Here is a 21,091-nt window from a genome sequence, read left to right as displayed (position 1 = left end):
CCATGGAAAGGGGCCGCATCCGGAGCGGCAACTGCCGGTCGGTTCCGGGCTCGTGGGCTGCCGATCCCAGAGCGGCCGTGTCACACTTCTGACGTTCCGTCAGGTTCGGTCTGCGGGGAGGGTGCTGTGGCGCGTGCACGAACACCTGTGGTGACGGGGTGGTTCGCCGGGGCCGGGGACGATTTCCGCCTGCTCGGCACACGCTGTTCGGCGTGCGCCTCGGTCTTCTTCCCCCGCGAGGACCATCACTGCCGCAACCCCGCGTGCGGGGGCGGCGAGTTGGCGGAGATCTCGCTGTCGCGGCGGGGGCGCATCTGGTCGTTCACGGACAGTCGGTATCGACCTCCATCACCCTACGTGACCGATCCGGAACTTTCGTGGGAGCCGTGCGCGTTCATCGCTGTGGAGCTGGAGGCCGAGCGGATCGTGGTGCTGGGACAGGCGGCTCCCGGGATCACCGTCGCCGCCCTGGCGGTGGGCCTGGAGGTGGAGGTCGTACCCGGCGTGCTCCATGAGGACGCGGAGACGACCTGGACGACATGGCACTGGCGGCCGACGGGGGTGACGGCATGACGGAAGAGGTGGCGGTGCTCGGCGCGGGCATGCACCCGTGGGGCAAGTGGGGGCGCAACTTCGCGGCGTACGGCGTCGCGGCGGCCCGCGCGGCCCTCACCGATGCCGGGCTGGAGTGGCGGGACATCGGCGCGATCATCGGCGCGGACACGGTGCGGGGCGGATATCCCGGGTATGTGGCCGGCGCGACGTTCGCCAAAGCACTGGGTTGGCAGGGGGCCCGGGTCACCAGCGTGTACGCGGCGTGCGCGTCCGGGGCGCAGGCCATCGACGCCGCGCGGGCCCAGATCCTCGCCGGGCTCGCCGATGTAGTGCTCGTCGTGGGGGCCGATGCCGCTCCCAAGGGATTCTTCCGCCCCGCGGGCGGGGACCGGCCGGACGATCCCGACTGGCTGCGGTTCCGGATTCTCGGGGCGACCAACCCCGTGTACTTCGGGCTGTACGCCCGCAGACGCATGGCTCTGCACGGCGACACAGCGGACGACTTCGCCCTGGTGAAGGTGAAGAACTCGGCGATGGGAGCGCTGAACCCCCACGCGCGCTACCGCAGCCGGGTCACCGCCGAGGAGGTCGCCGCCTCCGCCGTCGTCGCCGACCCGCTGCGGCTGCTCGACATCTGCGCGACGTCCGACGGGGGCGCGGCGGTGGTGCTTTCGAGCATGGAGTTCGCCCGCAGACATGGGCATGCAGAACCGGTGCGGATCCGGGCCGTGTCGACCGTGACACCGCGTTACCCGAACACCGTGCTGGACCTGCCGGACATCGCCACGGACTCCGCGATGGCAGTGGATCCGCTGGAGGAGACGTTCCGGAGATCGATCGCCCGCACGGCCTACGAGGAGGCGGCCATCGGGCCGGAGGACCTGTCGCTGGCCGAGGTCTACGACCTGTCCACCGCCCTCGAGTTGCAGTGGTACGAGGACTTGACGCTGTGTGCTGAGGGCGAGGGCGCGAAGCTGCTGAGAGACGGGGCGACGGCCCTGGGGGGCCGTATACCGGTGAACGTCAGCGGTGGCCTGGCCTCCTTCGGCGAGGCTGTCCCGGCGCAGGCGATCGCCCAGGTGTGCGAGCTGACCTGGCAGTTGAGGGGCGAGGCGGGTGACCGGCAGGTCACGGGAGCGTGTGTCGGCATCACAGCGAACCAGGGGCTGTTCGGGCACGGGTCGGCGGTGATCGCGGTGCGGTGAGCCACAGTGCCCCTGACCGGCGCCACTGCGGCTGGCCGTACCGCCGCATCGGGCCCCGGGTCATACGCTGTGTGACCGCGCCGGAATCCTGCGTGAACGTCTCATGAACTGGGCTTGGGCGTGCGCAGGTGGCGTCAATCATGCTCCCGTGCACTCCTGGACGGACACTCTCCGCTTCGCCTTCCAACCGGTGGTCAATCTGACGACCGGCGCGGTCGCGGGGCTGGAGATACTCGCCCGCCCGGAGACCGGCGACATCCTGGCCGAGGCCCGCCGGAACCCCGAGCTCGACTGCCGGCTGGCGGTGTCGGCGGTCCGCGCGGCCGTGCGCAGGGAGACCTTGCTCCCGCTGTTCGTCAACGTGTTCGCCGGGACCCTCGCGGACCTCGGCGGGCTCCCGTCACTGCACGACGCCGTGCGCGAGGCGGGGCGGCTTCCCTGGGAGGTGACGGTCGACCTCTGCCCGCCGTACACGCACGTGCCGCAGCAGGCTCTGCTGGAGGCGGTGGCCGCGCTGCGCGGGCAGGGCTTCCGGATCTGCGCGGACGGTGTCGGGGACGGGGATGTGCCCTTGCGGCTGCTCTCGGACCTCTCGCCCGGCCTGGTGAAGCTGGACGCGTCGCTGCTGGCGCGACCGGCCGTGGTGCGGTCGATGCGGACGCTGTGCGACGAGCTGGGGGCTCTGCTGGCCGTGGAGGGCGTGGAGACGGAAGGTCAGTGCGCGGCGGCTCTCGCGGCCGGGGCACAGCTGGCGCAGGGCGAGCTGTTCGCCCCGCCGGCGCGCCTGCCCGCCGCGGACGTCTATGTCCCGCCCCGCTCCCCCGTCGAGGTGGCGGCACCGAGGTCCGGGCCGTCGGTGCGGGAGTTCGTCCGGCCCGCCGCTCTGCTGCCCGCCACTGCGTCCGCAGGGCAGGTGCGAGCCCTGTTGACCGGTTCGCCGGACGTGTCCGGGGTGCTGCTGGTGGACACCACGGGCGTGCCGGTCCGGTCGGTGCACCGCTCCCGTTTCCTGCTGTCGATGTCGGGGCGCTACGGGCATGCCCTGTACGCCGACCGGCCCGCGGCCAAGCTCGGTGACCCGCCGCGGACGGTGGGCGTGGACGCCACCGCCTGGGAGGTGCTGGACGTGGTGGCGATCGGCGGGCGGGACCGTACCTCGGACGACGTGGCCGTGGTGGACGAGTACGGGCGGTGCGTCGGGGTCGTGCGGCTCGCGGACCTCGTGCGGGCACTGGCCGAGACGCGAGTGGAGGAGGCGGCGGGTCTCAATCCGCTGACGCGTCTGCCCGGCTCGGACGCGATCACCGGCGAGGTGGACCGGCGGATCGCGGCCGGGCGGACGTTCGCATTGAGCTGGCTGGATGTCGACCACTTCAAGCAGGTCAACGACGGGGCCGGATTCGCGGCGGGAGACGAGCTGATCCGGGCGGTCGGGCGGGCCCTGCAGCAGGCCGCGACGGACAGCGCGCGCGTGGGACACATCGGTGGGGACGACTTCCTCGTGCTCACCGATCCGGAGAGTCTCGATCCGCTGGCCGCCTCTGTGCTGGACGCCCCCTGGTCGGCGGGTGGGCGGCCGGTCACGCTGTCGCTCGCCACGGTGCTGTGCGCGCCGCGCAGTGTGGCCGACCACCGGCAGGCCGCGGCCTGCTTGGCGCCGTTGAAGAAGGCGGCGAAGGCGCTGCACGGGGCGAGTTGGGTGCTGGGCCGGGCGGGCATGACAGGCCATGAGACCCGTCGGGGCTCGCAACCGACGCCGATGCCTTCGTCCGCGGCCCCGTCCGCGCCGTCGTCGGCCTCGGCATCGGCGGGGTGCGGCGTGGCGGTCGAGAGGGGGGCGCAGGGCGTCTGAGGCGCGTGGGAGACGAGTGAACCGCGGCGACCCGACCGGGTTCGCGGGCGGGGCGCCAGGTCCGTGATCGGCGGTTTCCGGCCAGCGGATCCGGTCGGCGGCGACCGGCCGCCAGGGCCCCACCGCGGCGGCCATAGCCCCGCGGAACTCCTGCGGTTGAGAAACCGCCAGGTCAGGTGGATCCTGGACAATGACAAGCGAGGAGTCAGGTGCGGCTGGGCTTCGCCCCTGTAGGGAGCCCGGCGGAGGCCGGACATCATCAGCCAAGCCTCGCGCGGTGCACCGAGGTCCGCGCGGGTCCATACAGATCTGAACAACGACCCGACCGGGCGCCGCCATGGCCGAGCAACCGGCCCGTCGGCCCGGCGCGAACCCGGTGGCCGTCGGATGGCCGTCAACCGTTGCGGTCGGCGACCTTGACGCCCTTCGGGTGCCGGTGAACACTTCCGGTGTCAGTCGACATCGCCGTACATACTCGGCGTATTCCGGCACTGCGGCGCGTGGATGCGCCGGCGCCAAGGCCCATTCCTCCACGGGCGATTCGGCTGCGACGGCACGCTCGTCACGGATGCCGGGCGGGGCGCGGGATCTCCCTGCCTTCGGCTGAAGTAGCCACGGGAAACGCGCCCTGCAGGTGAGGACCGGGGCGGATCGCCCCGGGCCAGGGCTGAGGAGCCGCCATGACTAACGGAGACATTTTCGTCGGCGAGATGATCGGCACGGCGATTCTGATCCTGTTCGGTGCCGGCGTGTGCGCCGCCGTCACGCTGAGATTCTCGAAGGCCCGGGCTTCGGGCTGGATCGTCATCGCGTTCGGCTGGGGTTTCGGCGTCCTGGCCGGCGCCTACACTGCCGCCCCGCTGTCGGGTGGCCACATCAACCCCGCGGTCACACTGGGCCTGGCCGTCGACACGGGCGTATGGGACAAAGTCTGGATCTACCTGCTGGGACAGATCGTGGGCGCGATGATCGGCGCAGTCCTCGCCTACCTGCTCTACTTCGCCCAGTTCCAGGCCAACGTACGGAAGACAGGTACCACAGAAGGCACCGTGGACGAGCCCGTTCCGACACTGGGCATCTTCTCCACCATCCCGGAGATCCGGAACCCGGTCGCCAACCTGATGACGGAGATCCTCGCGACCATCGCTCTGGTGCTGCCGATCCTCGCCCTGGTGGGTGACGACCGGGTCGTCCAAGGGGTCGGCATCGGGCCGGTCCCGGGAGAAGCGGCCGGAATCTACGGCTCCGGCATTTCGATCCTGCTGGTGTCCCTTCTGGTTGTCGGCATCGGACTCTCGCTCGGTGGGCCCACCGGTTACGCGATCAACCCGGCACGCGATCTCGGTCCGCGCATCGTGCACCAGTTCCTGCCGATCCCGAACAAGGGCACGTCGGACTGGGGGTACGCGTGGGTCCCGGTGATAGGACCCGCTGTCGGCGGAATTCTCGGGGCGCTCATCTACAACGCAGCCTTCTGACCAAGCGATCAAGGGGTAGCCATGACGAAATCCGCCGAGAAGTACGTCGCCGCAATCGACCAGGGCACCACATCGAGCCGCTGCATCGTCTTCAACCAGGACGGCGCGATCGTCGCCGTGGACCAGCGCGAGCACCGCCAGATCTTCCCGAAGCCCGGGTGGGTGGAGCACGACGCCACCGAGATCTGGTCCAAGGTGCAGGCGGTGGTGGCGGGAGCGATCGCCAAGGCCGGTCTGAGAGCCGACCAGCTGAGCGCGATGGGAATCACCAACCAGCGCGAGACGACCCTCCTGTGGGACCGCGCCACGGGCAAGCCGGTGCACAACGCCATCGTCTGGCAGGACACGCGGACGGCGTCGCTGTGCAACCAGCTGGGCGGCTCGGACGGGCAGGACCGCTTCCGTGAGCAGACGGGTCTGCCGCTTGCGACCTACTTCTCCGGGCCCAAGGCGGCCTGGCTGCTCGACAACGTGCCCGACCTCCGGGCGCGTGCCGAACGCGGCGAGATCGCCTTCGGCACGATGGACTCCTGGCTGATCTGGAACCTCACCGGCGGTACGGACGGCGGGCAGCACGTCACCGACGTGACCAACGCCGGACGCACCATGCTGATGAACCTGGAGACCCTCCAGTGGGACCCCTCGATCCTCTCGGCGATGAACGTCCCCGAGGCCATGCTGCCCGAGATCCGCTCCTCCGCCGAGGTGTACGGCACCGCCGTCGGCCAGCTCGCCGGCGTGCCCGTGGCCTCCGCGCTGGGCGACCAGCAGGCGGCCGTGTTCGGGCAGGCCTGCTACGACGTGGGCACGGCCAAGAACACCTACGGCACGGGAAGCTTCCTGCTGCTCAACACAGGCAACCGCCCGGTGTCGTCGAAGAGCGGCCTGCTGACGACGATGGGGTACAAGATCGGCAGTGAGGCGCCGGTCTACTGCCTGGAGGGGGCGATAGCCATAACGGGCGCGCTGGTCCAGTGGTTCCGCGACCAGCTCGGCATCATTCGTACCGCCGACGAGATCGAGCCCCTGGCGGCGAGCGTGGAGGACAACGGCGGCTCGTACATCGTGCCGGCGTTCTCGGGCCTGTTCGCACCGTACTGGCGCTCCGACGCACGCGGTGTCATCACCGGCCTGACCCGGTACGTCACGAAGGCGCACCTCGCGCGCGCCGTGCTGGAGGCGACGAGCTGGCAGACGCGCGAGGTCGTGGACGCCATGTACCAGGACTCCGGGGTGCACATCACCACCCTCAAGGTCGACGGCGGCATGACGAAGAACAACCTGCTCATGCAGCACCAGTCGGACGTCCTCGACGTACCGGTGGTGCGGCCCAAGGTCTCCGAGACGACCTGTCTGGGCGCCGCGTACGCGGCCGGTCTGGCCACCGGTGTGTGGAACGACCTGGACGAGCTCAAGGCGCACTGGCAGAAGGACGTCGAGTGGACGCCGAACATGGAGGCGTCGGTACGAGACCGCGAGTACCACAACTGGCGCAAGGCCGTGACGAAGAGCTTCGGCTGGGAGGAGGACGGCGACAGCTGACCACGCGCGCGTGGAGCGTCGTTCCCGACTGCGGCCCGTACCCCGGTCGGCGGGGGTACGGGCCGCGTTCGCAGGCGGGGCGGCGTCAGCCGGTCACAGCCTCGCGGCGGTCGGCCGCGTACGCCATGGCGTGCTGGACCACGCCGATGAGTGCTTCCTTCACCGACTCGCGGTCGCGGGCGTCGCACATCAGGAGCGGCACGTCCTCGTCGAGGTCGAGGGCCTGGCGGACGTCCTCGATCGGGTAACGGGGAGCGCCTTCGAAGCAGTTGACGCCGACGAGGAACGGGATCGAGCGCCGTTCGAAGTAGTCGATGGCGGCGAAGCAGTCCTCCAGCCGGCGGGTGTCGGCGAGCACGACGGCACCGAGCGCGCCCTCGGAGAGCTCGTCCCACATGAACCAGAACCGCTCCTGGCCTGGCGTACCGAAGAGGTACAGCACGAGGTCCTCGCGGAGGGTGATGCGGCCGAAGTCCATGGCCACGGTCGTGGTGTTCTTGCCTTCCACGCCGCTGGTGTCGTCGACCGGGCGCCCGGCCTCGGTGAGCAGCTCCTCGGTGCGCAACGGCCTGATCTCGCTGACCGCGCCGACGAGCGTGGTCTTGCCCACGCCGAAGCCGCCGGCCACCAGGATCTTGAGCGTGACGGGCTCGACCGGAGGCTTGCCGCGCTCAGAACGCCCGAAGATCATCGATCTCTTCTCCTGCTTGATGGGGGTCGGGCGGCGGCGGGCCGTAGCCTCCGCCGCCGGGGGTTTCGATGACGAGTACGTCGCCGGTGACGAGGTCCGCGGAGTCGCTGCCGCCGAGTGCGGTCACCGTGCCGTCGGCGTGCTCCACCCGGTTTGCGCCGAGAGCGCCCGGCTCGCCGCCCGCCATGCCGTACGGGGGGACTCGGCGGTGCTGGGACAGGGTGGAGACGGTCATGGGCTCGAGGAAGCGGATGCGGCGTACGGCGCCGTCCCCGCCGTGCCACCTGCCGGCACCGCCACTGCCGCGCCGGACCGCGAACTCCTCGAGGCGCACGGGCAGTCGCCACTCCAGGACCTCGGGGTCGGTGAGGCGGGAGTTGGTCATGTGGGTCTGGACGACGGGTGCGCCGGGGAAGCCGTCGCCCGCCCCGGAGCCGGAGGCGACGGTCTCGTAGTACTGGTGGTGTTCGTTGCCGAAGGTGACGTTGTTCATGGTCCCGGAGCCCTCGGCCTGGACACCGAGCGCCGCGTAGAGGGCGCCGGTGACGGCCTGGGAGGTCTCCACGTTGCCGGCGACCACGGCAGCGGGCGGTTCGGGGGCGAGCAGGGAGCCGGGCGGGACGACGATGCTCAAGGGGCGCAGACAGCCGTCGTTGAGGGGGATGTCGTCGGCGACGAGGGTGCGGAAGACGTACAGGACGGCCGCGTTGACGACCGAGAAGGGGGCGTTGAAATTGGTGGGGAGCTGCGCGGACGTGCCGGTGAAGTCGATGGTCGCGGCCCGGTTCTCGCGGTCCACGCGCACGGCCACGCGGATGACGGCTCCGGCGTCGGTCTCGTAGGCGTAGTCGCCGTCGTCCAAGGCGTCGATGACGCGGCGTACGGCCTCTTCGGCGTTGTCCTGGACGTGCCTCATGTAGGCCTGGACGACATCGAGGCCGTAGTCCTCGATCATGCGGCCGACCTCGTCGACGCCCTTCCGGTTGGCGGCGATCTGGGCGCGCAGGTCGGCGAGGTTGGTCTTCGGGTTGCGGGAGGGGTAGGGCGCTTCGGTGAGGAGGCGGAGGGTCTCGGCCTCGCGGAATCGGCCGTTCTCGGCGAGCAGCCAGTTGTCGAAGAGAACGCCCTCCTCCTCGATGGTGCGGCTGCCCGCGGGCATGGAGCCGGGGGCGATGCCGCCGATCTCGGCGTGGTGGCCGCGTGAAGCGACGTAGAAGAGGATCGCCTGGTCGCTCTCCGTGTCCCTCACCGTGTCACTCTCCGTGTCGGTCGACGGTGTGGTGTCGAAGACCGGGGTGATCACGGTGACGTCGGGCAGGTGGGTGCCGCCGTGGTACGGGTCGTTGACGGCGTAGGTGTCGCCCGGGCGCATGCGGGTGCCCCGCCGCCGGATGACCTCCTTGACACTCGTGCCCATCGAGCCCAGGTGGACGGGGATGTGCGGGGCGTTGGCCACCAGGTTTCCGTCCGGGTCGAAGAGCGCGCAGGAGAAGTCCAGACGCTCTTTGATGTTGACGGACTGGGCGGTGGATTCGAGGCGGGCGCCCATTTGCTCGGCGATCGACATGAAGAGGTTGTTGAAGACCTCAAGCAGAACCGGGTCGACTTTCGTGTCGAGATCGGAACTCTGCGTAATCGCGGCGCGTTCCATGACCAGATGCCCGTCGTCGTTCGCCGCGGCCTGCCAGCCGTCGTCGACGACGGTCGTGGAACCGGCTTCGGCGATGATCGCCGGGCCGGTGACGGTGTCGCCGGGGGGAAGGTCCTCGCGGCGGTGGAGGGGTACGTCGCGCCAGGCGCCGCCCGTGTGGAGGCGGACGGTCCGGGGCGCTGCGGGGCCGAGGCCGGGGCTGCCGTCGGGGGTGGCTTCGTAGGGAGCGAGAGCGGACAGATCGGGGGGTTCGGTGATGCCGGTGGCTTCGACGGAGAGGGCTTCGACGACGATCGGGCGGTCGAGCGTGAAGGAGTACGTGGCGCGATGACGTTCTTCGAAGGCGTGCCGCATCGTTCCGGGCTCGGTCAGCTCGACGGTGAGGGTGGTGTCGGTGCCGTCGTAGCGGAGTTCGGCGCGGTGGGTGACCTCGATGTGCTCCTCGGGGACGTCCTCGGCGAGGAGTTCGTCACGGGCCGCCGCTTCCAGGTCTTCGGCGGTCTTGCGGACGCCGGGCATCGAGGCGGCTTCCAGGGGGGCCTCGACGGACTGCTCGCGCATGGCGGTGGTGTCGGCGAGGCCGATGCCGAGTGCGGACAGGACTCCGGCCATGGGCGGCACGAGGACGGTGCGGATGCCGAGGGACTCGGCGACCATGCAGGCGTGCTGACCACCGGCGCCGCCGAACGTGGTGAGGGCGTATCGGGTGACGTCGTGACCCTTCTGGACGGAGATCCGCTTCACGGCGGACGCGATGTTGGCGACAGCGATCTGCAGGTAGCCCTCGGCGACCTGCTCCGGCGTCCGGTCGTCGCCGGTCTGCTCGCCGATCTCGCGGGCGAGGGCGGTGAAGCGGTCCCGGACGAGCGCCTCGTCGAGGGGCTCGTCGCCGGTCGGGCCGAAGACCTTCGGGAAGTGGGCGGGCTGGATCCGGCCGAGCATGACGTTGGCGTCGGTGACGGCGAGCGGTCCCCCGCCTCGGTAGCAGGCGGGCCCCGGGTCCGCGCCCGCCGAGTCCGGCCCTACGCGGTAGCGGGAGCCGTCGAAGTGCAGGACCGACCCGCCACCGGCGGCGACCGTGTGGATGTCGAGCATGGGCGCGCGCAGCCGGACGCCGGCGATCCGGCTGGTGAAGACGCGCTCGTACGCGCCCGCGAAGTGGGAGACGTCGGTGGAGGTGCCACCCATGTCGAAGCCGATGACCCGGTCGAAGCCGGCGAGCTGCGACATGCGGGCCATGCCGACGATGCCGCCTGCCGGCCCGGACAGAATGGCGTCCTTCCCGCGGAACTGCCCGGCCTCGGTGAGGCCGCCGTTGGACTGCATGAACATCAGCCGTACGCCCTCGAGCTCGTCGGCGACGTGCCGGACGTAGCGGCGCAGCACAGGCGAGAGGTAGGCGTCGACGACGGCGGTGTCCCCGCGGGGGACGAGCTTCATCAGGGGGCTGGCCTCGCTGGAGAGCGAGATCTGAGGAAAGCCGATGCGGGTGACGAGCTCCCCGACGGCCTGTTCGTGGGCCGGGTGGAGATGACTGTGCATGCAGACCACCGCGACGGCGCGGATCCCGTCGTCGTACGCCTCCTGGAGCGGCCCGGCGAGGGCGTCCAGGTCGGGGGCGCGCAGGACGGTGCCGTCGGCGGCGATGCGCTCGTCGACCTCGACGACCCGTTCGTACAGCAGCTCGGGCAGGTCGATGCGGCGGGCGAAGATGCTCGGGCGGTTCTGGTAGGCGATGCGCAGGGCGTCACGGAAGCCACGGGTGATGAGCAGCAGGGTGCGCTCGCCCTTGCGCTCCAGGAGGGCGTTGGTGGCGACGGTGGTCCCCATGCGCACGCTGTCGACGGGGTCGCCGGAACCGGCCAGCAGGGTGCGGACGCCCTCGACCGCGGCGTCGGCGTAGCGGGCCGGGCTGTCCGAGAGCAGCTTGTGCGTGAGCAGCCGGCCGTCCGGGCGTCGGGCGACGACGTCGGTGAAGGTGCCGCCTCGGTCCACCCAGAACTGCCAGCCAGTCACGTCAGTACCCCGCTTCCGCGCTGCTCACAGCGCCCGGAGGCCGTTGATCACATCGCGCAGAATACTCTCGTCCGGCAGCTCGGCCGGGGGTACGGGCCGGTTCACATGGACGAATTCCGCATCCACGAGATCTCCGACAAGGACCCGTACCACTCCGATCGGCAGGTCGAGTTCCGCTGCGAGTTCGGCGACCGACTGCGGGATGTCGCGGCACAGTTCGACGATGTCCACATGCTCCGGGGAGAGCATGTGGTCCGCTTCCGGATCGTCCGCGTGCGGCTCCGCGACCACGACCGCGATCAGGTCCAGACGGTGCTGGCCCTGGCTGCTGGTGCGGCCGCGGGTCATGGCGTACGGACGGACGACCGGTCCGGCCTCGTCGTCGAACCAGTGGCTTCTTCCCTGACCGTCAGCGCTCATGTCATCCCACTACCCGCCTGCGGGCAGATCGGTGCGCGGAGCGGCGGCCAGATGCACGCCCACCCGCTTCACGAGGAGCGTCATCTCGTAGGCGACCTGGCCGACGTCCGAGTCGGCGTCCGAGAGGACGGCGAGGCAGCTGCCGTCGCCTGCGGCCGTCACGAACAGGAAGGCGTCGTCGAGCTCGACGACCGTCTGGCGGACGTTGCCGGCCTCGAAGTGGCGCCCCACGCCCTTGGCGAGGCTGTGGAAGCCGGAGGCGACGGCGGCCAGGTGCTCGCTGTCCTCCCTGGTCAGGTCCTTGGACACGCCCGTCGGCAAACCGTCGCCGGAGAGCACGAGGGCCTTGCGGATGCTCGCGACGCGGTCCACCAGGTCGTCGAGGAGCCAGTTCAGCTCCCCCTTGATGGTCGCGGTGTGGCCGGTCGCCTTCGGTGCGGTCATCGACCGTCCCCCTCTGTCGTTCCTTGTGGTGCTGTGCCGCTGTGGGCGGCATCGCCCGCGGCGTTCTCCTCACGGCCGCGCTGCCAGCCACGCTGGAGCGATGCCATGCGGCTGCGTACTTCCTCGGCGTCGCGTTCGGCGGGCTCGGCCCTGTCCTCGGTACGCGGCTCCGAGCTCCGCTTCAGTTGCGGGGCCAGGTTGGCCTGCCGGACGCGCCGGGGCAGCGGCGCGGTGGCGGAACCGGGCTGTGGTGCGGAGCCGGTCTCCTGGGGCATGGCGCCTGAGCCTGTCTCCTGGCGCGAGGGCCTTCCGGTGGTCTGCGACGTGGAGCCGGAGCCGTGGTCGGGTGCGTCCGGGCCGCTCGCGGCGATCTCCGCGCGGCGGGTCCGCCTGGGAAGAGCGGACGGCTCCGACCGGTCGCCGGCGGCGCTGCCGGGCGAGGCCGGGGACTCGGTGTGGTCGTCGGTGCGGCCGGCCGCGCCGATGCCACGGCGTGTGGAGTCCGTCCCGCGACGGCGGGCGGGCAGCGGCGGCGGTGCGTCCGGCAGGGCGTCGCCCCGACGGCTGCCGGTCGGGGAGTTCTCGGTGCGCCGCCGGGCCGGAAGGGCGGACGCGGGTTCGGGTCCCGACCGGCCGATGGCCCGGCCGCCCGCGGGTTCCTCGCCCCGGCGGCGTGACGGGAGCGCGGAGGTGGGGCTCGACTCCGTTCGGCCGGTGGCCGTCGTGGTCTCCTCGTCCGCCTTCCCCCGCCGGGGGCGCTGCTCGGTGACCGGGCGCCCGTGCGAGCTGACCAGCTTGGGGGTGTGGCGGCGGGGCAGCGGGACCGGAGCACTCACCTCGTCGTCGCTGTCGGTCCGGTCCCCCGCGCTGCGGGCGTCGGCGGCCTGCTGGCGCGGATCGGTGCGGCGGCCCGCGGTCTCGTCCGGGGCGCGGGTGAGGGAGTGGCGGGTGCGGAACAGGCCGCCGTGTTCGCTGTCCTCGTCCTCGAGGGCGCCGGGGAAGTCTCCGATGGCGTCCAGGCCGACGGGGGCCTCCAGCTCGACCGGACCGTCCAGCAGGGAGGCGGGCAGCCCGGGGCGCTGCGCGGACGCCTGGGACAGCGCGGTGCGGCGGCTGTCCTGCGGTTCGCTCTCCGGAGCCAGCTGGGGGCGGTCGAGCCGGAACCCGATGCCGTTGGTGTCCGGGACGTCGTCGGTGAGCAGCGCGTCGGGGATGAAGACCACCGCGGTCGTGCCGCCGTACGGGGAGGGCTGCAGGGAGACCCGGACGTTCTGGCGCTGGGCGAGTCGGCTGACCACGAACAGGCCGAGCCGGTCGGTGTCGGAGAGTTCGAACTCCGGCGTCTCGGCGAGCCGGAGGTTGGCGTCCAGCAGTGCCTCGGCGGCCATGCCGAGGCCACGGTCGTGGATCTCCAGGGTGAAGCCGTTGGCGACGCGCTCGCCCAGGACCTGGACGGCGGTGTGCGGCGGCGAGAAGACCGTGGCGTTCTCAAGGAGTTCGGCCACGAGATGCGTGAGGTCGGCGACGGCCGGGCCGCTGATGGCGATCCGTGGCAGGCGGCGGACCTCGATGCGTTCGTAGTCCTCGACCTCGGCGACGGCGGCGCGTACGACGTCCATGAGCTGGACGGGCTTGCGCCACTGACGGGAGGGCGCGGCGCCGGAGAGGATCACGAGGCCCTCGGCGTGCCGGCGCATGCGGGTGGTCAGGTGGTCGAGGCGGAACAGGTCGGCGAGTTCCTCGGTGTCCTCGGTCCGGCGCTCCATGGCGTCGAGCAGGGTGAGCTGCTTGTGGAGCAGGACCTGGCTGCGGCGGGCGAGGTTGACGAAAACCTCGGAGACGCCGGAGCGCAGCTCGGCCTGCTTGACGGCGGCTTCGACGGCGGCGCGCTGCAGGGTGTTGAGGGCCTGGCCGACCTCGCCCATCTCGTTCTTGTCGTATTCGAGGCGCGGGACCTCGGTCTCGACGTCGACCTGCTCGCCCGCGGAGAGCCGGCGCATGACGCTGGGCAGCCGCACTCCGGACGCCTCGTGGGCCTCCAGACGCAGCTGCCGCAGATCGCGGATGAGGGTGCGGCCGACGCGTACGGACAGGAAGAGGGAGAGCAGGAGCGCGATCAGGCCGAGTGCGCCGGCGATGACCGCCTTGGCGATGACGCCGACGGCCACGGGGTGGACGCGGTCCTGGTAGCGGTCGTTGGCCTGGTCGTTGAGGGTGCCGAGCTCGTCGAGCACATTACCGGCGGCGCTGTCCCAGCTCTTCGCGGAGACGCCGCGGGGGGTTCCGGCCCCGGAGGAGACGGCGGCTTCCTCGGCCACGCGCAACGGAGCGGAGGAGGCGTTCTTCCAGAAGCTCTGGTAGCGGTCGCGCTCGGCCACGGGCAGCAGCGGCAGGTTGACGTCGTACATCAGGGTGCGCTGGGCCACGAGGTCGGAGATGTCCCGCTCTTCGGAGTGGGAGATCCTGCCGACGATCAGGGCGGAGCCGAGGAGGGCGTCCTCGCGGGAGAGCAGTTCGCGGGCGCGGGCGAGGTTGACCAGCGCGCGGTACTGCTTGTCCAGTTCGATGTTGTCGACCACGTGCAGGTTGGCGAGAAGGACGTAGCAGGGGTCGACGAGCCGGTTGTAGAGGTCGAGGGCCTGGGTGCGGTTGACGGTGCCGTCCTCGACGCTGCGGCGCAGCGACTCGATGCCGTCGAAGGCGTCCAGGACGGCGGTCAGACGCTCGTCGGTGTCCGCGCCCATCGCGTCGCGCACGTCCGGGTTCCGGGCGTTCTCGCGGATGCCGCCGACGGCCTCGTCGGTCGCGGTCCGGCTGCGCCGGAGCGCGGCGAGCCCGTCGGAGGCGCGGGGGTCGGCGAGGTAGACGAGGGTCTGGCGGCGTTCCTCCTGGAGGACGCGGACAGTGTCCTCGATGGGGTAACCGATCTTCTCCACCACGGACGACACGTTGAACAGGTCGCCCGCCTCACGTCCCGTGAGCACCGTGGCGAAGGCCCAGATCGCGGTCAGGGACACCAGCGGCACGAGAAGCAGCGCCACGATCTTCCGGCGGATGGACTTCCCGCGAAAGCGCATGGCCTCCCCCAGCTCGGGCCCCCGGCTACCGGGGGTACACATGTGCGTCAACAAACGGCGCGAGCCTACTACCGACCCACAGGGAACTCGAAGACCGGTCCGGAACCTGAACTTCCGCGCCAGCCACAAGGCATGGCGAGTTGTCCGGGCATTGCGGGAATTGTCTCCCCGAAACCGGTGGTCGCGGCGCGGGCCAATCCCCGAACTCCGCCAATGCGGTTGGCTGAAACTTTTCGATTCTTGGGAATCTTCGTGAGGAGTTGCTCGTCCTTCTCTACGGGAAACGGGGGCGGAATCGGCCACAGGAGCCGCGTCCCGCACCTGGGCGGCGTAAAACAGCGCAAGCCGGGCAGCCACTGGGGAGCACGGGTCTTCGGATGCGAGCGAGCGGTCTGCTGGCGGTGGGGAGTGACACGGTGATGGGCACGGCGGAACGGCGCGGTGCGCCCAGGGTGGGTGGGGCGCGGCTGACGGGACATCGGGATCCCGAAGCGACCGATCGCGACATTCCCGAAAGCGTGGCGGAGCCCTCGGGACAGGAGACGGGTGTTCTGACTCAAGAGGTGCGTCGCGGCGCTCGGGAGCAGCGGCACTACCGGCCCCTGTGGGTCGAGGAGCCCGCGCGGCGGCGCCGCTTGCCGGATCCGGTGCGGACAGCGGCGGTGCGGGCGGTCCTCCTCATAGCCGTGACGCTGATCCAGGCGATGGTGGCCTTCCTGTGCACGATGGCCGGGTCCTGGCTGGCGTTCCCCATGGTGATCAGCAGTGTGGTCAGCACCATCGCGGCCACCTGGGGAGCGCTCGACGTGTGGGTGACGCGCCAGGTCTGGAACCAGCGCAACGGCGTGGTGTCCGTCCCGAGCAGCACGGCGCGGGCCCTGCGGCGCGAGCGGCGCCGGTCCAGGCGGCAGGAGCGTGCCGCCGAGCGGGCACAGGAGCGGATACGCCGGCGGGGTGGAGCGGGGCAGTTGTCCCACTCGTGAGGCATGGCGCCGGCGGTGGCGAAGTGACCGGCTTCGGGAGCGGCCGCCGGGCCGAGGCCCGAGCCGGAGGCTCCTCACCGTAGGGACCGGCTGCGCCTGCTCCTCCCACGCGCGTCTCGCCCGCATGAAGGGACGTGGGCGGTCCACGGCGAGTAGGGCCGTTGTACGGCCGTCCCGCTCGTACCGGGCGAGGAAGGCTCCCTCGACCGGTGCGCCGTCGCGGAGTTCGCCCTCGGTGACGCGGACGGTGTCGCCGTCCCCCGCCCGGCGGCGAACTGGATGCGGGCGCCGTACTGGCCGGACCAGAAGCAGGGCACCGCGACGGCGGTCTCGGCGGTACGTCCGGCGAGCAGGCTGGTCACGGCGACCCTCGGCTCGGCCCCCTGGACGCGTGGCTACGGGTCAAGAGGGCGGCGGGGTTGCGGGCCACCGACGGGTCGGTCATGCCCGGCCTCGTCACCGTCAACCCCTGCATCACGGCCATGATGATCGGCGGGAAGTGCGCCGATCTCCTGCGGGAGGACGCCCCCTCCTCATGACACAGGACGCTTGTACATCCTGGTCGCCGTGATCTCGCTGTGGACGGCTTCCCCTGCGGGAGCCTCGCGCGGCAGGCCCGGGCGCAGGTGCTCCTCGACGCTGATGTACTTCAGGCCCGCCCTCAGGTCGGCGTCGTTGCGCATGCGGATGACCAGGGGGAACTCGGCCAGCGCGGTGGTGTCGAACAGGCCTGTGGTGTACAGGAGCTGTACGCCCAGGGCGTCCGACACCGCCCGCTGGAGTTCCAGCAGGTATGTGGCGTTGGCGCGGCCGATGGGGTTGTCGAGGAACAGCGTCCCGGCGTGCCGGTGCTTGTCCCGGCCCCGGTCGTTCGAGCGCAGCGCGGCCATCGTGCAGTAGAGGGCGATGGCGGCGGTGAGGAGCTGGCCGCCGGAGAAGACGTCGCCCATCTGCCCGACGGGGACGCGCTCGGCGCGCAGCACGGCGTCGGGCTTGAGGATCTCGACGGCGACGCCCTTGGGCTGCAGGGCCGCGGCGACGCCCCGCAGCAGCAGGGACATGCCGTCGCGGCGCAGGTCGGAGTTCTTCTTGACGGCGGCGCGGGTCGCCTCGTCGATGACCTCGCCGAGCCGCTCGGTGAGGGTGGCCTGGTCGGGCTCCTCGAAGCGGATGCGGAGGAACTCCTGCCCGGACCACTCGCCGAGACCCTCGGGAAGCCGGGAGAGCCGCTGGGCGGAGCGCAGGGTGGCCAGGGCCGACTCGACCAGGCCGCGCAGTCGGTCCACGATCGAGTCGCGGTTGCGCTCCAGTTGCTCCAGTTCGTCGGTCAGGACGCGCAGCCGGGGCGCGAAGGCGTCGGCCCACTTCTGGGCGTGCTCGGGCAGCGCGGAGGCGGGCAGCTCGCGGATCTGCTGACGGGCCGGGGTGCGGACCTGCTCGTAGCGCGTGGAGTTGGCATGCCGGACGAGGATGTCGCTCGCCTCGCGGACGGCGGCCTCGGCGGCGGACAGGTCGGCGGCACAGCCGCGCAGCGAGCGGCGGGCCTCGGCGGCCGCCTGCCGGGCCTCCTCCGGGCTGCCGGGGTAGGGCTCGGGCTCTTCGTGCTCCTCGTCCGTGGCGTGCTCGCGGAGCAGGTCGCGGAGCATGGCGGCGATCTCGTCGAAGCCGCTCGCCGCGTCCTCGGCGGCGCGGTGGGCGTCGAGGAGTTCGGCGTGCGCGTCGCGTGCCTGGTTCAGCGCCTCGGTGTGGGAGGCCAGTTCGGCCGTGGCGGTGCGCAGCAGGGTCTGCGCGTGCTCGGCGTCGCGCGGCCGGCGGTCCTCGGGCAGGTCGGTGTGCGTCTCGCCGTCGTCGGCGGGGGCGAGGCGTTCGGCCTCGCCGCGCAGCCGGCCGAGCTGCTCGCTCGCGGTCGACATGCGGGTCTCCAGGAGCTGCACCAGCTCCTCGGCCCGGGCGGCGGCGGCCTGGCGGCTGGGGCCGTCGGAGCCGTCGGGGGATTCGAGGAGCTGCTCCGCGCGCGTGCGGACCCTGTTGCTCAGCCGGTCCAGCTCCGCGCGGGCCGCGCTCTCGTCGCTCTCGGCACGGGCCTGCTCGGCGCGCAGGTCGGCGCCCACGCCGACCTTCTCGTACAGCTGGGACGCGGCCCGGTAGGCCTCGCGCAGGGCGGGCAGGGAGGCCTTCGGGGTCTGGGCGTCGTCCTCGGGTACGTCGTCGGGGGCGCCCGCGATCTCGGCGCGCTCGGCGCGCAGCGCGCGGGCGGTGCGGCGGGTGTCGTCGGCGGCGCGCTGGGCGGCACGCCGGTCCTCGTCGGCGGCCCGGGCCCGTTCCAGGCAGGCCTGGGCGCTCGCCTCGGACTCGGCCGCTTCGTCGGCCAGTTCGCGCAGCTTGACCTGCCAGCCGGCCCGCTCGCGCAGCCGGAAGGCGAGCCCGGCGAGGGCGTCGGCGGAGCGGCGGGCCTTCTGGGCGGCCTCCTGCCGTTCGTCCCGGACGCGCGCGGCCTCGGCGGCGACCTCGTCGGCCTCGGCTCGCACGGTGCGCGCCTCGGCCAGTTCGGCCTCCGACTCCTCGGCGAACTCGCGGGTGTCGTGCGCCGCTTGCGCCAGTTCGGCGAGCCGGCCGGCGGGGCAGCCGGTGCGCCAGGAGGCGAGCCGGGCGGCCAGCTCGCGGTCCTTGCCGAGCCGGGCGGCGAGCGTGCGGATCTCCTCGTCCCGCTCGGTGGCCCGGGCGCGCAGCGCCTGCCGCTCCTCGTCGGCGGCGTGCTCGTCGTGCATGGCCGGGTTCGGCGGCACGAGGAAGACGTCGCCGCTGTCGGTGTCCGGGGCCGGGGTCGGGGCGAGCAGGGCGGCGGCGGTGCCGACGGCCACGGCGGAACGGGGCAGCAGCGCCGCGTCGCCGAGGGCCTCGCGGGCGCGTGCGTGGGAGTCGGGGTCGGTGATGATCACGCCGTCGACGAGTTCGGGCCGGGTGGCCAGCACGCGCGCGTGGTCGGCCGGGTCGACGGCCTGGGCGAGATAGCGCCAGCCGGGCAGCGCGGGGATGCCGTGCTCGCCGAGGAACTCGACCGTGGCCAGCACGTCCGGGCCGGGCGGCAGCAGCCCGCCGTCACCGAGCGCGCCGAGGATCCGGGAGTCGTCGGCGGCGGCCGTACGCAGCTCGAACAGCTGCCGCTCGGCTGAGGAGACGGCGTCGTCGAGCAGGTCGCGCAGGTCGTCGGCGAAGCGGTCGAGTTCCTCGGGGGTGAGTCCCTGCTCGCCGGACACCGGCGGCGCGATGGGGTCGCCGTCCGTGCCGTGGCGGGGCTGCGGGATGCCCGGGCGGGTCCGCGGGGTCAGGCTGAGCAGTTCCGCCAGCCGCTCCTCGCCCGCCAGCGCCTCGGCGGTGCGGCGCTCGGCCTCGTACGAGCGCTCGGCCGCCGTGGCCGCGTCGGCGGCGCGGGCCGCTGTCAGTTCCGCGCGGGTCTCGGTGGAAGCGGCTTCGCGCGCGTGTTCCGTGGCCCGGTGGGATGCCTCGCGGGCCGCGTCCCAGGCCGCCACGGCGGTCTTCTCGGCGTCGCTGGCGGCCAGGGCCGCACGGGCCGGGTCGGCGTCGGGCGCGGAGTCGTCGAGCCAGCCCGCCCGCACCGCCTCGGCGGTCTCCTGCTCGACCTCGGCGAGGCGCTGCTTGAGGTGACCGACCTCGCTGCGGGCGCGCTGCGCCTGCGTGGCGGCGGCGGTGGAGTCCCGGTAGGCCACGTCGCTGACCTCCTGCAGGGCGGCGGAGCGCTCCTCCTCCTCGTTGGCGTGGCTCTCGGCCTTCTCGGCGGCCGCGTGCAGGGCCCGTACGAGATCGACGGCGGCCTTGGAACGGGCGGCCAGCGCGGGCGCCGCGTCCCGCTCGGCTTCCTGGATCGCGGCGGACACACGGGTGACGCGGTCGGAGGCGGCACGGTGGCGCAGCACGGCCTCGGCGGCCTGCCACGCCGAGTACAGGGTGCGGGCGTCGGCGAGCTCGCGCTTCTGCGCGGCGGCGGACTTCTCGGCCCCGGCGAGCGCCAGCGAGGCGTGCCGGTAGGCGAGTTCGGCGGAGATCAGCGCGCTGCGCTCGCGGGCCGCCTCGGCGTGCGTGACGGCGTACGCGGCGGCGGTGACCCGCTGGGCCAGATCGGCGGCCCGGACCCGCTCCCGCACTCCGCGCGCGGACAGCCTGCGGGCCAGGGTCCGGGTACGGCGCTCGGCTCCGGCGTGGACGTCACGCGCGCGGGAGCGGGCCTCGGCGGCCTCGACGATCCGTCCGAGGAGGTCGACGGACCCGGCGGTGAAGTCGCGCTCGGCGATCAGTTCGGCGCGCCGGCCCAGCTTGTTGCCGAAGCCGCTGACCAGGTCGGCGAGCCCGTCGGTGTCGCGGGTGTCGGTGACGGCACGCAGCAGCAGGTCGGTGAAGTCGGCGTCCTTCTTGACGGCGAAGAGACCGGCGGCCTCGCCTTCGTCGGCGTTCATCTCCCGCTGGTAGCGGAAGAGTTCGGGGTCGAGGCCGAGGTCGCCGAGGTGCTCGATCCAGCGGTCGTGGGTCTCCTCCCAGTGCACCTCCAGGTGCGGGTAGGTCTTGCCCGCCTCCGTGAGGGCGTCCCGGAAGCCCTTCATGGTGCGGCGCCGCCCGCGCGCACTGGACTGGCCCTCGACCGGGGCCCGTACGGCGGTGGCCTCCGCCACGGGGAGGTTGTCGAGGCTCAGCCCGGGCCCGGGGCGGAAGGAGTACCACGCCTCGGCGAACTTCCGCGGGTCGTTGGAGACCTGGCGCCCGCGCCACTCGCTGACCTTGCCGACGACGACGCACTCGCCGGTGAGCACGTGCTGCCACTCCAGCGCGACGTGGCCGCAGTCGTCGGCGAGCAGGAACTTGCGCAGTACGCCGGAGCTGGCGCCGCCGAGGGTGTTGCGGTGGCCCGGCAGCATCACGGAGAAGATCAGCTTGAGCAGCACCGACTTGCCGCCGCCGTTCTCCAGGAAGAGCACGCCCGCGGGCGCGGGCCGGCGCGGCGGGCCGGCCGGCTCCTCCTCGAAGAACTCCGCCTGTGTGGGCGCGGGGTCGGGCACGATCTCACCCACCCCCCGCAGGTCAAGCACGGTGTCGGCGTAGCGCGCACCGGCGGGCCCGATCGAGTAGAGGCGGACCCGGGACAGCTCGTACATGGCGGACTCTCG

General features: G+C 72.2%; 12 protein-coding genes and 1 pseudogene. 7 read left to right on the top strand and 6 right to left on the bottom strand.

Annotation, left to right across the window (positions count from 1 at the left end; translation table 11 throughout):
• The first annotated feature begins 147 nt into the window (after positions 1-147).
• From G3I77_RS29300 to glpK, 5 genes are all read left to right on the top strand, one after another.
• Entirely contained in the window at positions 148-573 is a 426-nt protein-coding gene (locus tag G3I77_RS29300; protein WP_248508321.1) for a Zn-ribbon domain-containing OB-fold protein, read from the top strand.
• Positions 570-1,760: a lipid-transfer protein gene (locus tag G3I77_RS29295; RefSeq protein WP_248508307.1), complete on the top strand. Its 1,191-nt coding sequence runs from the start codon at positions 570-572 to the stop codon at positions 1,758-1,760. The genes G3I77_RS29300 and G3I77_RS29295 overlap by 4 nt, the downstream gene beginning before the upstream one ends.
• A gap of 148 nt (positions 1,761-1,908) precedes the next feature.
• A complete protein-coding gene (locus G3I77_RS29290) occupies positions 1,909-3,612 on the top strand; it encodes a GGDEF domain-containing protein (RefSeq protein ID WP_248508306.1) in 1,704 nt (567 codons plus the stop codon).
• A 680-nt stretch (positions 3,613-4,292) separates the two neighbouring features.
• Positions 4,293-5,090, top strand: coding sequence for an MIP/aquaporin family protein (locus G3I77_RS29285; protein ID WP_248508305.1), 798 nt, complete (start codon positions 4,293-4,295; stop codon positions 5,088-5,090).
• A 21-nt stretch (positions 5,091-5,111) separates the two neighbouring features.
• Positions 5,112-6,632, top strand: a complete 1,521-nt coding sequence (gene glpK / locus G3I77_RS29280) for a glycerol kinase GlpK (protein WP_248508304.1) — start codon at positions 5,112-5,114, stop codon at positions 6,630-6,632.
• An 85-nt stretch (positions 6,633-6,717) separates the two neighbouring features.
• Here glpK and G3I77_RS29275 read toward each other — a convergent pair whose 3' ends face one another.
• Genes G3I77_RS29275 through G3I77_RS29255 form a run of 5 tightly spaced genes read right to left on the bottom strand, consistent with a single transcriptional unit; the run spans position 6,718 to position 14,931 of the window.
• Positions 6,718-7,323, bottom strand: coding sequence for an ATP/GTP-binding protein (locus G3I77_RS29275; protein ID WP_248508303.1), 606 nt, complete (start codon positions 7,321-7,323; stop codon positions 6,718-6,720).
• Positions 7,304-10,990 carry a hydantoinase B/oxoprolinase family protein gene (locus G3I77_RS29270; RefSeq protein ID WP_248508302.1) on the bottom strand — a complete coding sequence of 1,229 codons (3,687 nt, stop codon included), beginning with the start codon at positions 10,988-10,990 and terminating at the stop codon, positions 7,304-7,306. Before G3I77_RS29270 ends, G3I77_RS29275 begins: the two co-directional genes overlap by 20 nt.
• Before the next feature lie 24 nt (positions 10,991-11,014).
• The gene (locus tag G3I77_RS29265) at positions 11,015-11,410 is read right to left on the bottom strand and encodes a DUF742 domain-containing protein (protein WP_031138790.1); all 396 of its coding nucleotides are present in this window, start codon (positions 11,408-11,410) and stop codon (positions 11,015-11,017) included.
• Positions 11,411-11,419: 9 nt separating this feature from the next.
• Positions 11,420-11,854 (bottom strand): roadblock/LC7 domain-containing protein, encoded by a 435-nt coding sequence (locus tag G3I77_RS29260; RefSeq protein WP_031109090.1) that lies wholly within the window; start codon positions 11,852-11,854, stop codon positions 11,420-11,422.
• The gene (locus G3I77_RS29255) at positions 11,851-14,931 is read right to left on the bottom strand and encodes a nitrate- and nitrite sensing domain-containing protein (protein ID WP_248508301.1); all 3,081 of its coding nucleotides are present in this window, start codon (positions 14,929-14,931) and stop codon (positions 11,851-11,853) included. The genes G3I77_RS29260 and G3I77_RS29255 overlap by 4 nt, the downstream gene beginning before the upstream one ends.
• Before the next feature lie 419 nt (positions 14,932-15,350).
• On the opposite strand from G3I77_RS29255, the gene G3I77_RS29250 reads away from it, so the two are divergent.
• Both G3I77_RS29250 and G3I77_RS29240 read left to right on the top strand, forming a co-directional pair.
• Positions 15,351-15,914, top strand: coding sequence for a hypothetical protein (locus G3I77_RS29250; RefSeq protein ID WP_282574118.1), 564 nt, complete (start codon positions 15,351-15,353; stop codon positions 15,912-15,914).
• 374 nt (positions 15,915-16,288) lie between these two features.
• Positions 16,289-16,453, top strand: a pseudogene (locus G3I77_RS29240) (GMC oxidoreductase); the annotation flags it as partial.
• On the opposite strand, the gene G3I77_RS29235 reads toward G3I77_RS29240, so the two are convergent.
• A complete protein-coding gene (locus G3I77_RS29235; RefSeq protein ID WP_248508299.1) occupies positions 16,448-21,079 on the bottom strand; it encodes a hypothetical protein in 4,632 nt (1,543 codons plus the stop codon). The pseudogene G3I77_RS29240 and the gene G3I77_RS29235 overlap by 6 nt on opposite strands.
• Positions 21,080-21,091: the final 12 nt, after the last annotated feature.

The sequence above is a fragment of the Streptomyces sp. D2-8 genome (assembly GCF_023184515.1).
GTDB lineage: Bacteria > Actinomycetota > Actinomycetes > Streptomycetales > Streptomycetaceae > Streptomyces.
Note: the sequence above shows the minus strand (reverse complement) of the source record. Positions and strands in the feature narration are given on the sequence as shown.

Coding starts and splice junctions, on each gene's coding strand:
- G3I77_RS29235 (WP_248508299.1), bottom strand. CDS start 21,079: ATGTACGAGCTGTCCCGGGTCCGCCTCTACTCGATCGGGCCCGCCGGT.
- G3I77_RS29265 (WP_031138790.1), bottom strand. CDS start 11,410: ATGAGCGCTGACGGTCAGGGAAGAAGCCACTGGTTCGACGACGAGGCC.
- G3I77_RS29295 (WP_248508307.1), top strand. CDS start 570: ATGACGGAAGAGGTGGCGGTGCTCGGCGCGGGCATGCACCCGTGGGGC.
- G3I77_RS29275 (WP_248508303.1), bottom strand. CDS start 7,323: ATGATCTTCGGGCGTTCTGAGCGCGGCAAGCCTCCGGTCGAGCCCGTC.
- glpK (WP_248508304.1), top strand. CDS start 5,112: ATGACGAAATCCGCCGAGAAGTACGTCGCCGCAATCGACCAGGGCACC.
- G3I77_RS29260 (WP_031109090.1), bottom strand. CDS start 11,854: ATGACCGCACCGAAGGCGACCGGCCACACCGCGACCATCAAGGGGGAG.
- G3I77_RS29255 (WP_248508301.1), bottom strand. CDS start 14,931: ATGCGCTTTCGCGGGAAGTCCATCCGCCGGAAGATCGTGGCGCTGCTT.
- G3I77_RS29250 (WP_282574118.1), top strand. CDS start 15,351: ATGGGCACGGCGGAACGGCGCGGTGCGCCCAGGGTGGGTGGGGCGCGG.
- G3I77_RS29285 (WP_248508305.1), top strand. CDS start 4,293: ATGACTAACGGAGACATTTTCGTCGGCGAGATGATCGGCACGGCGATT.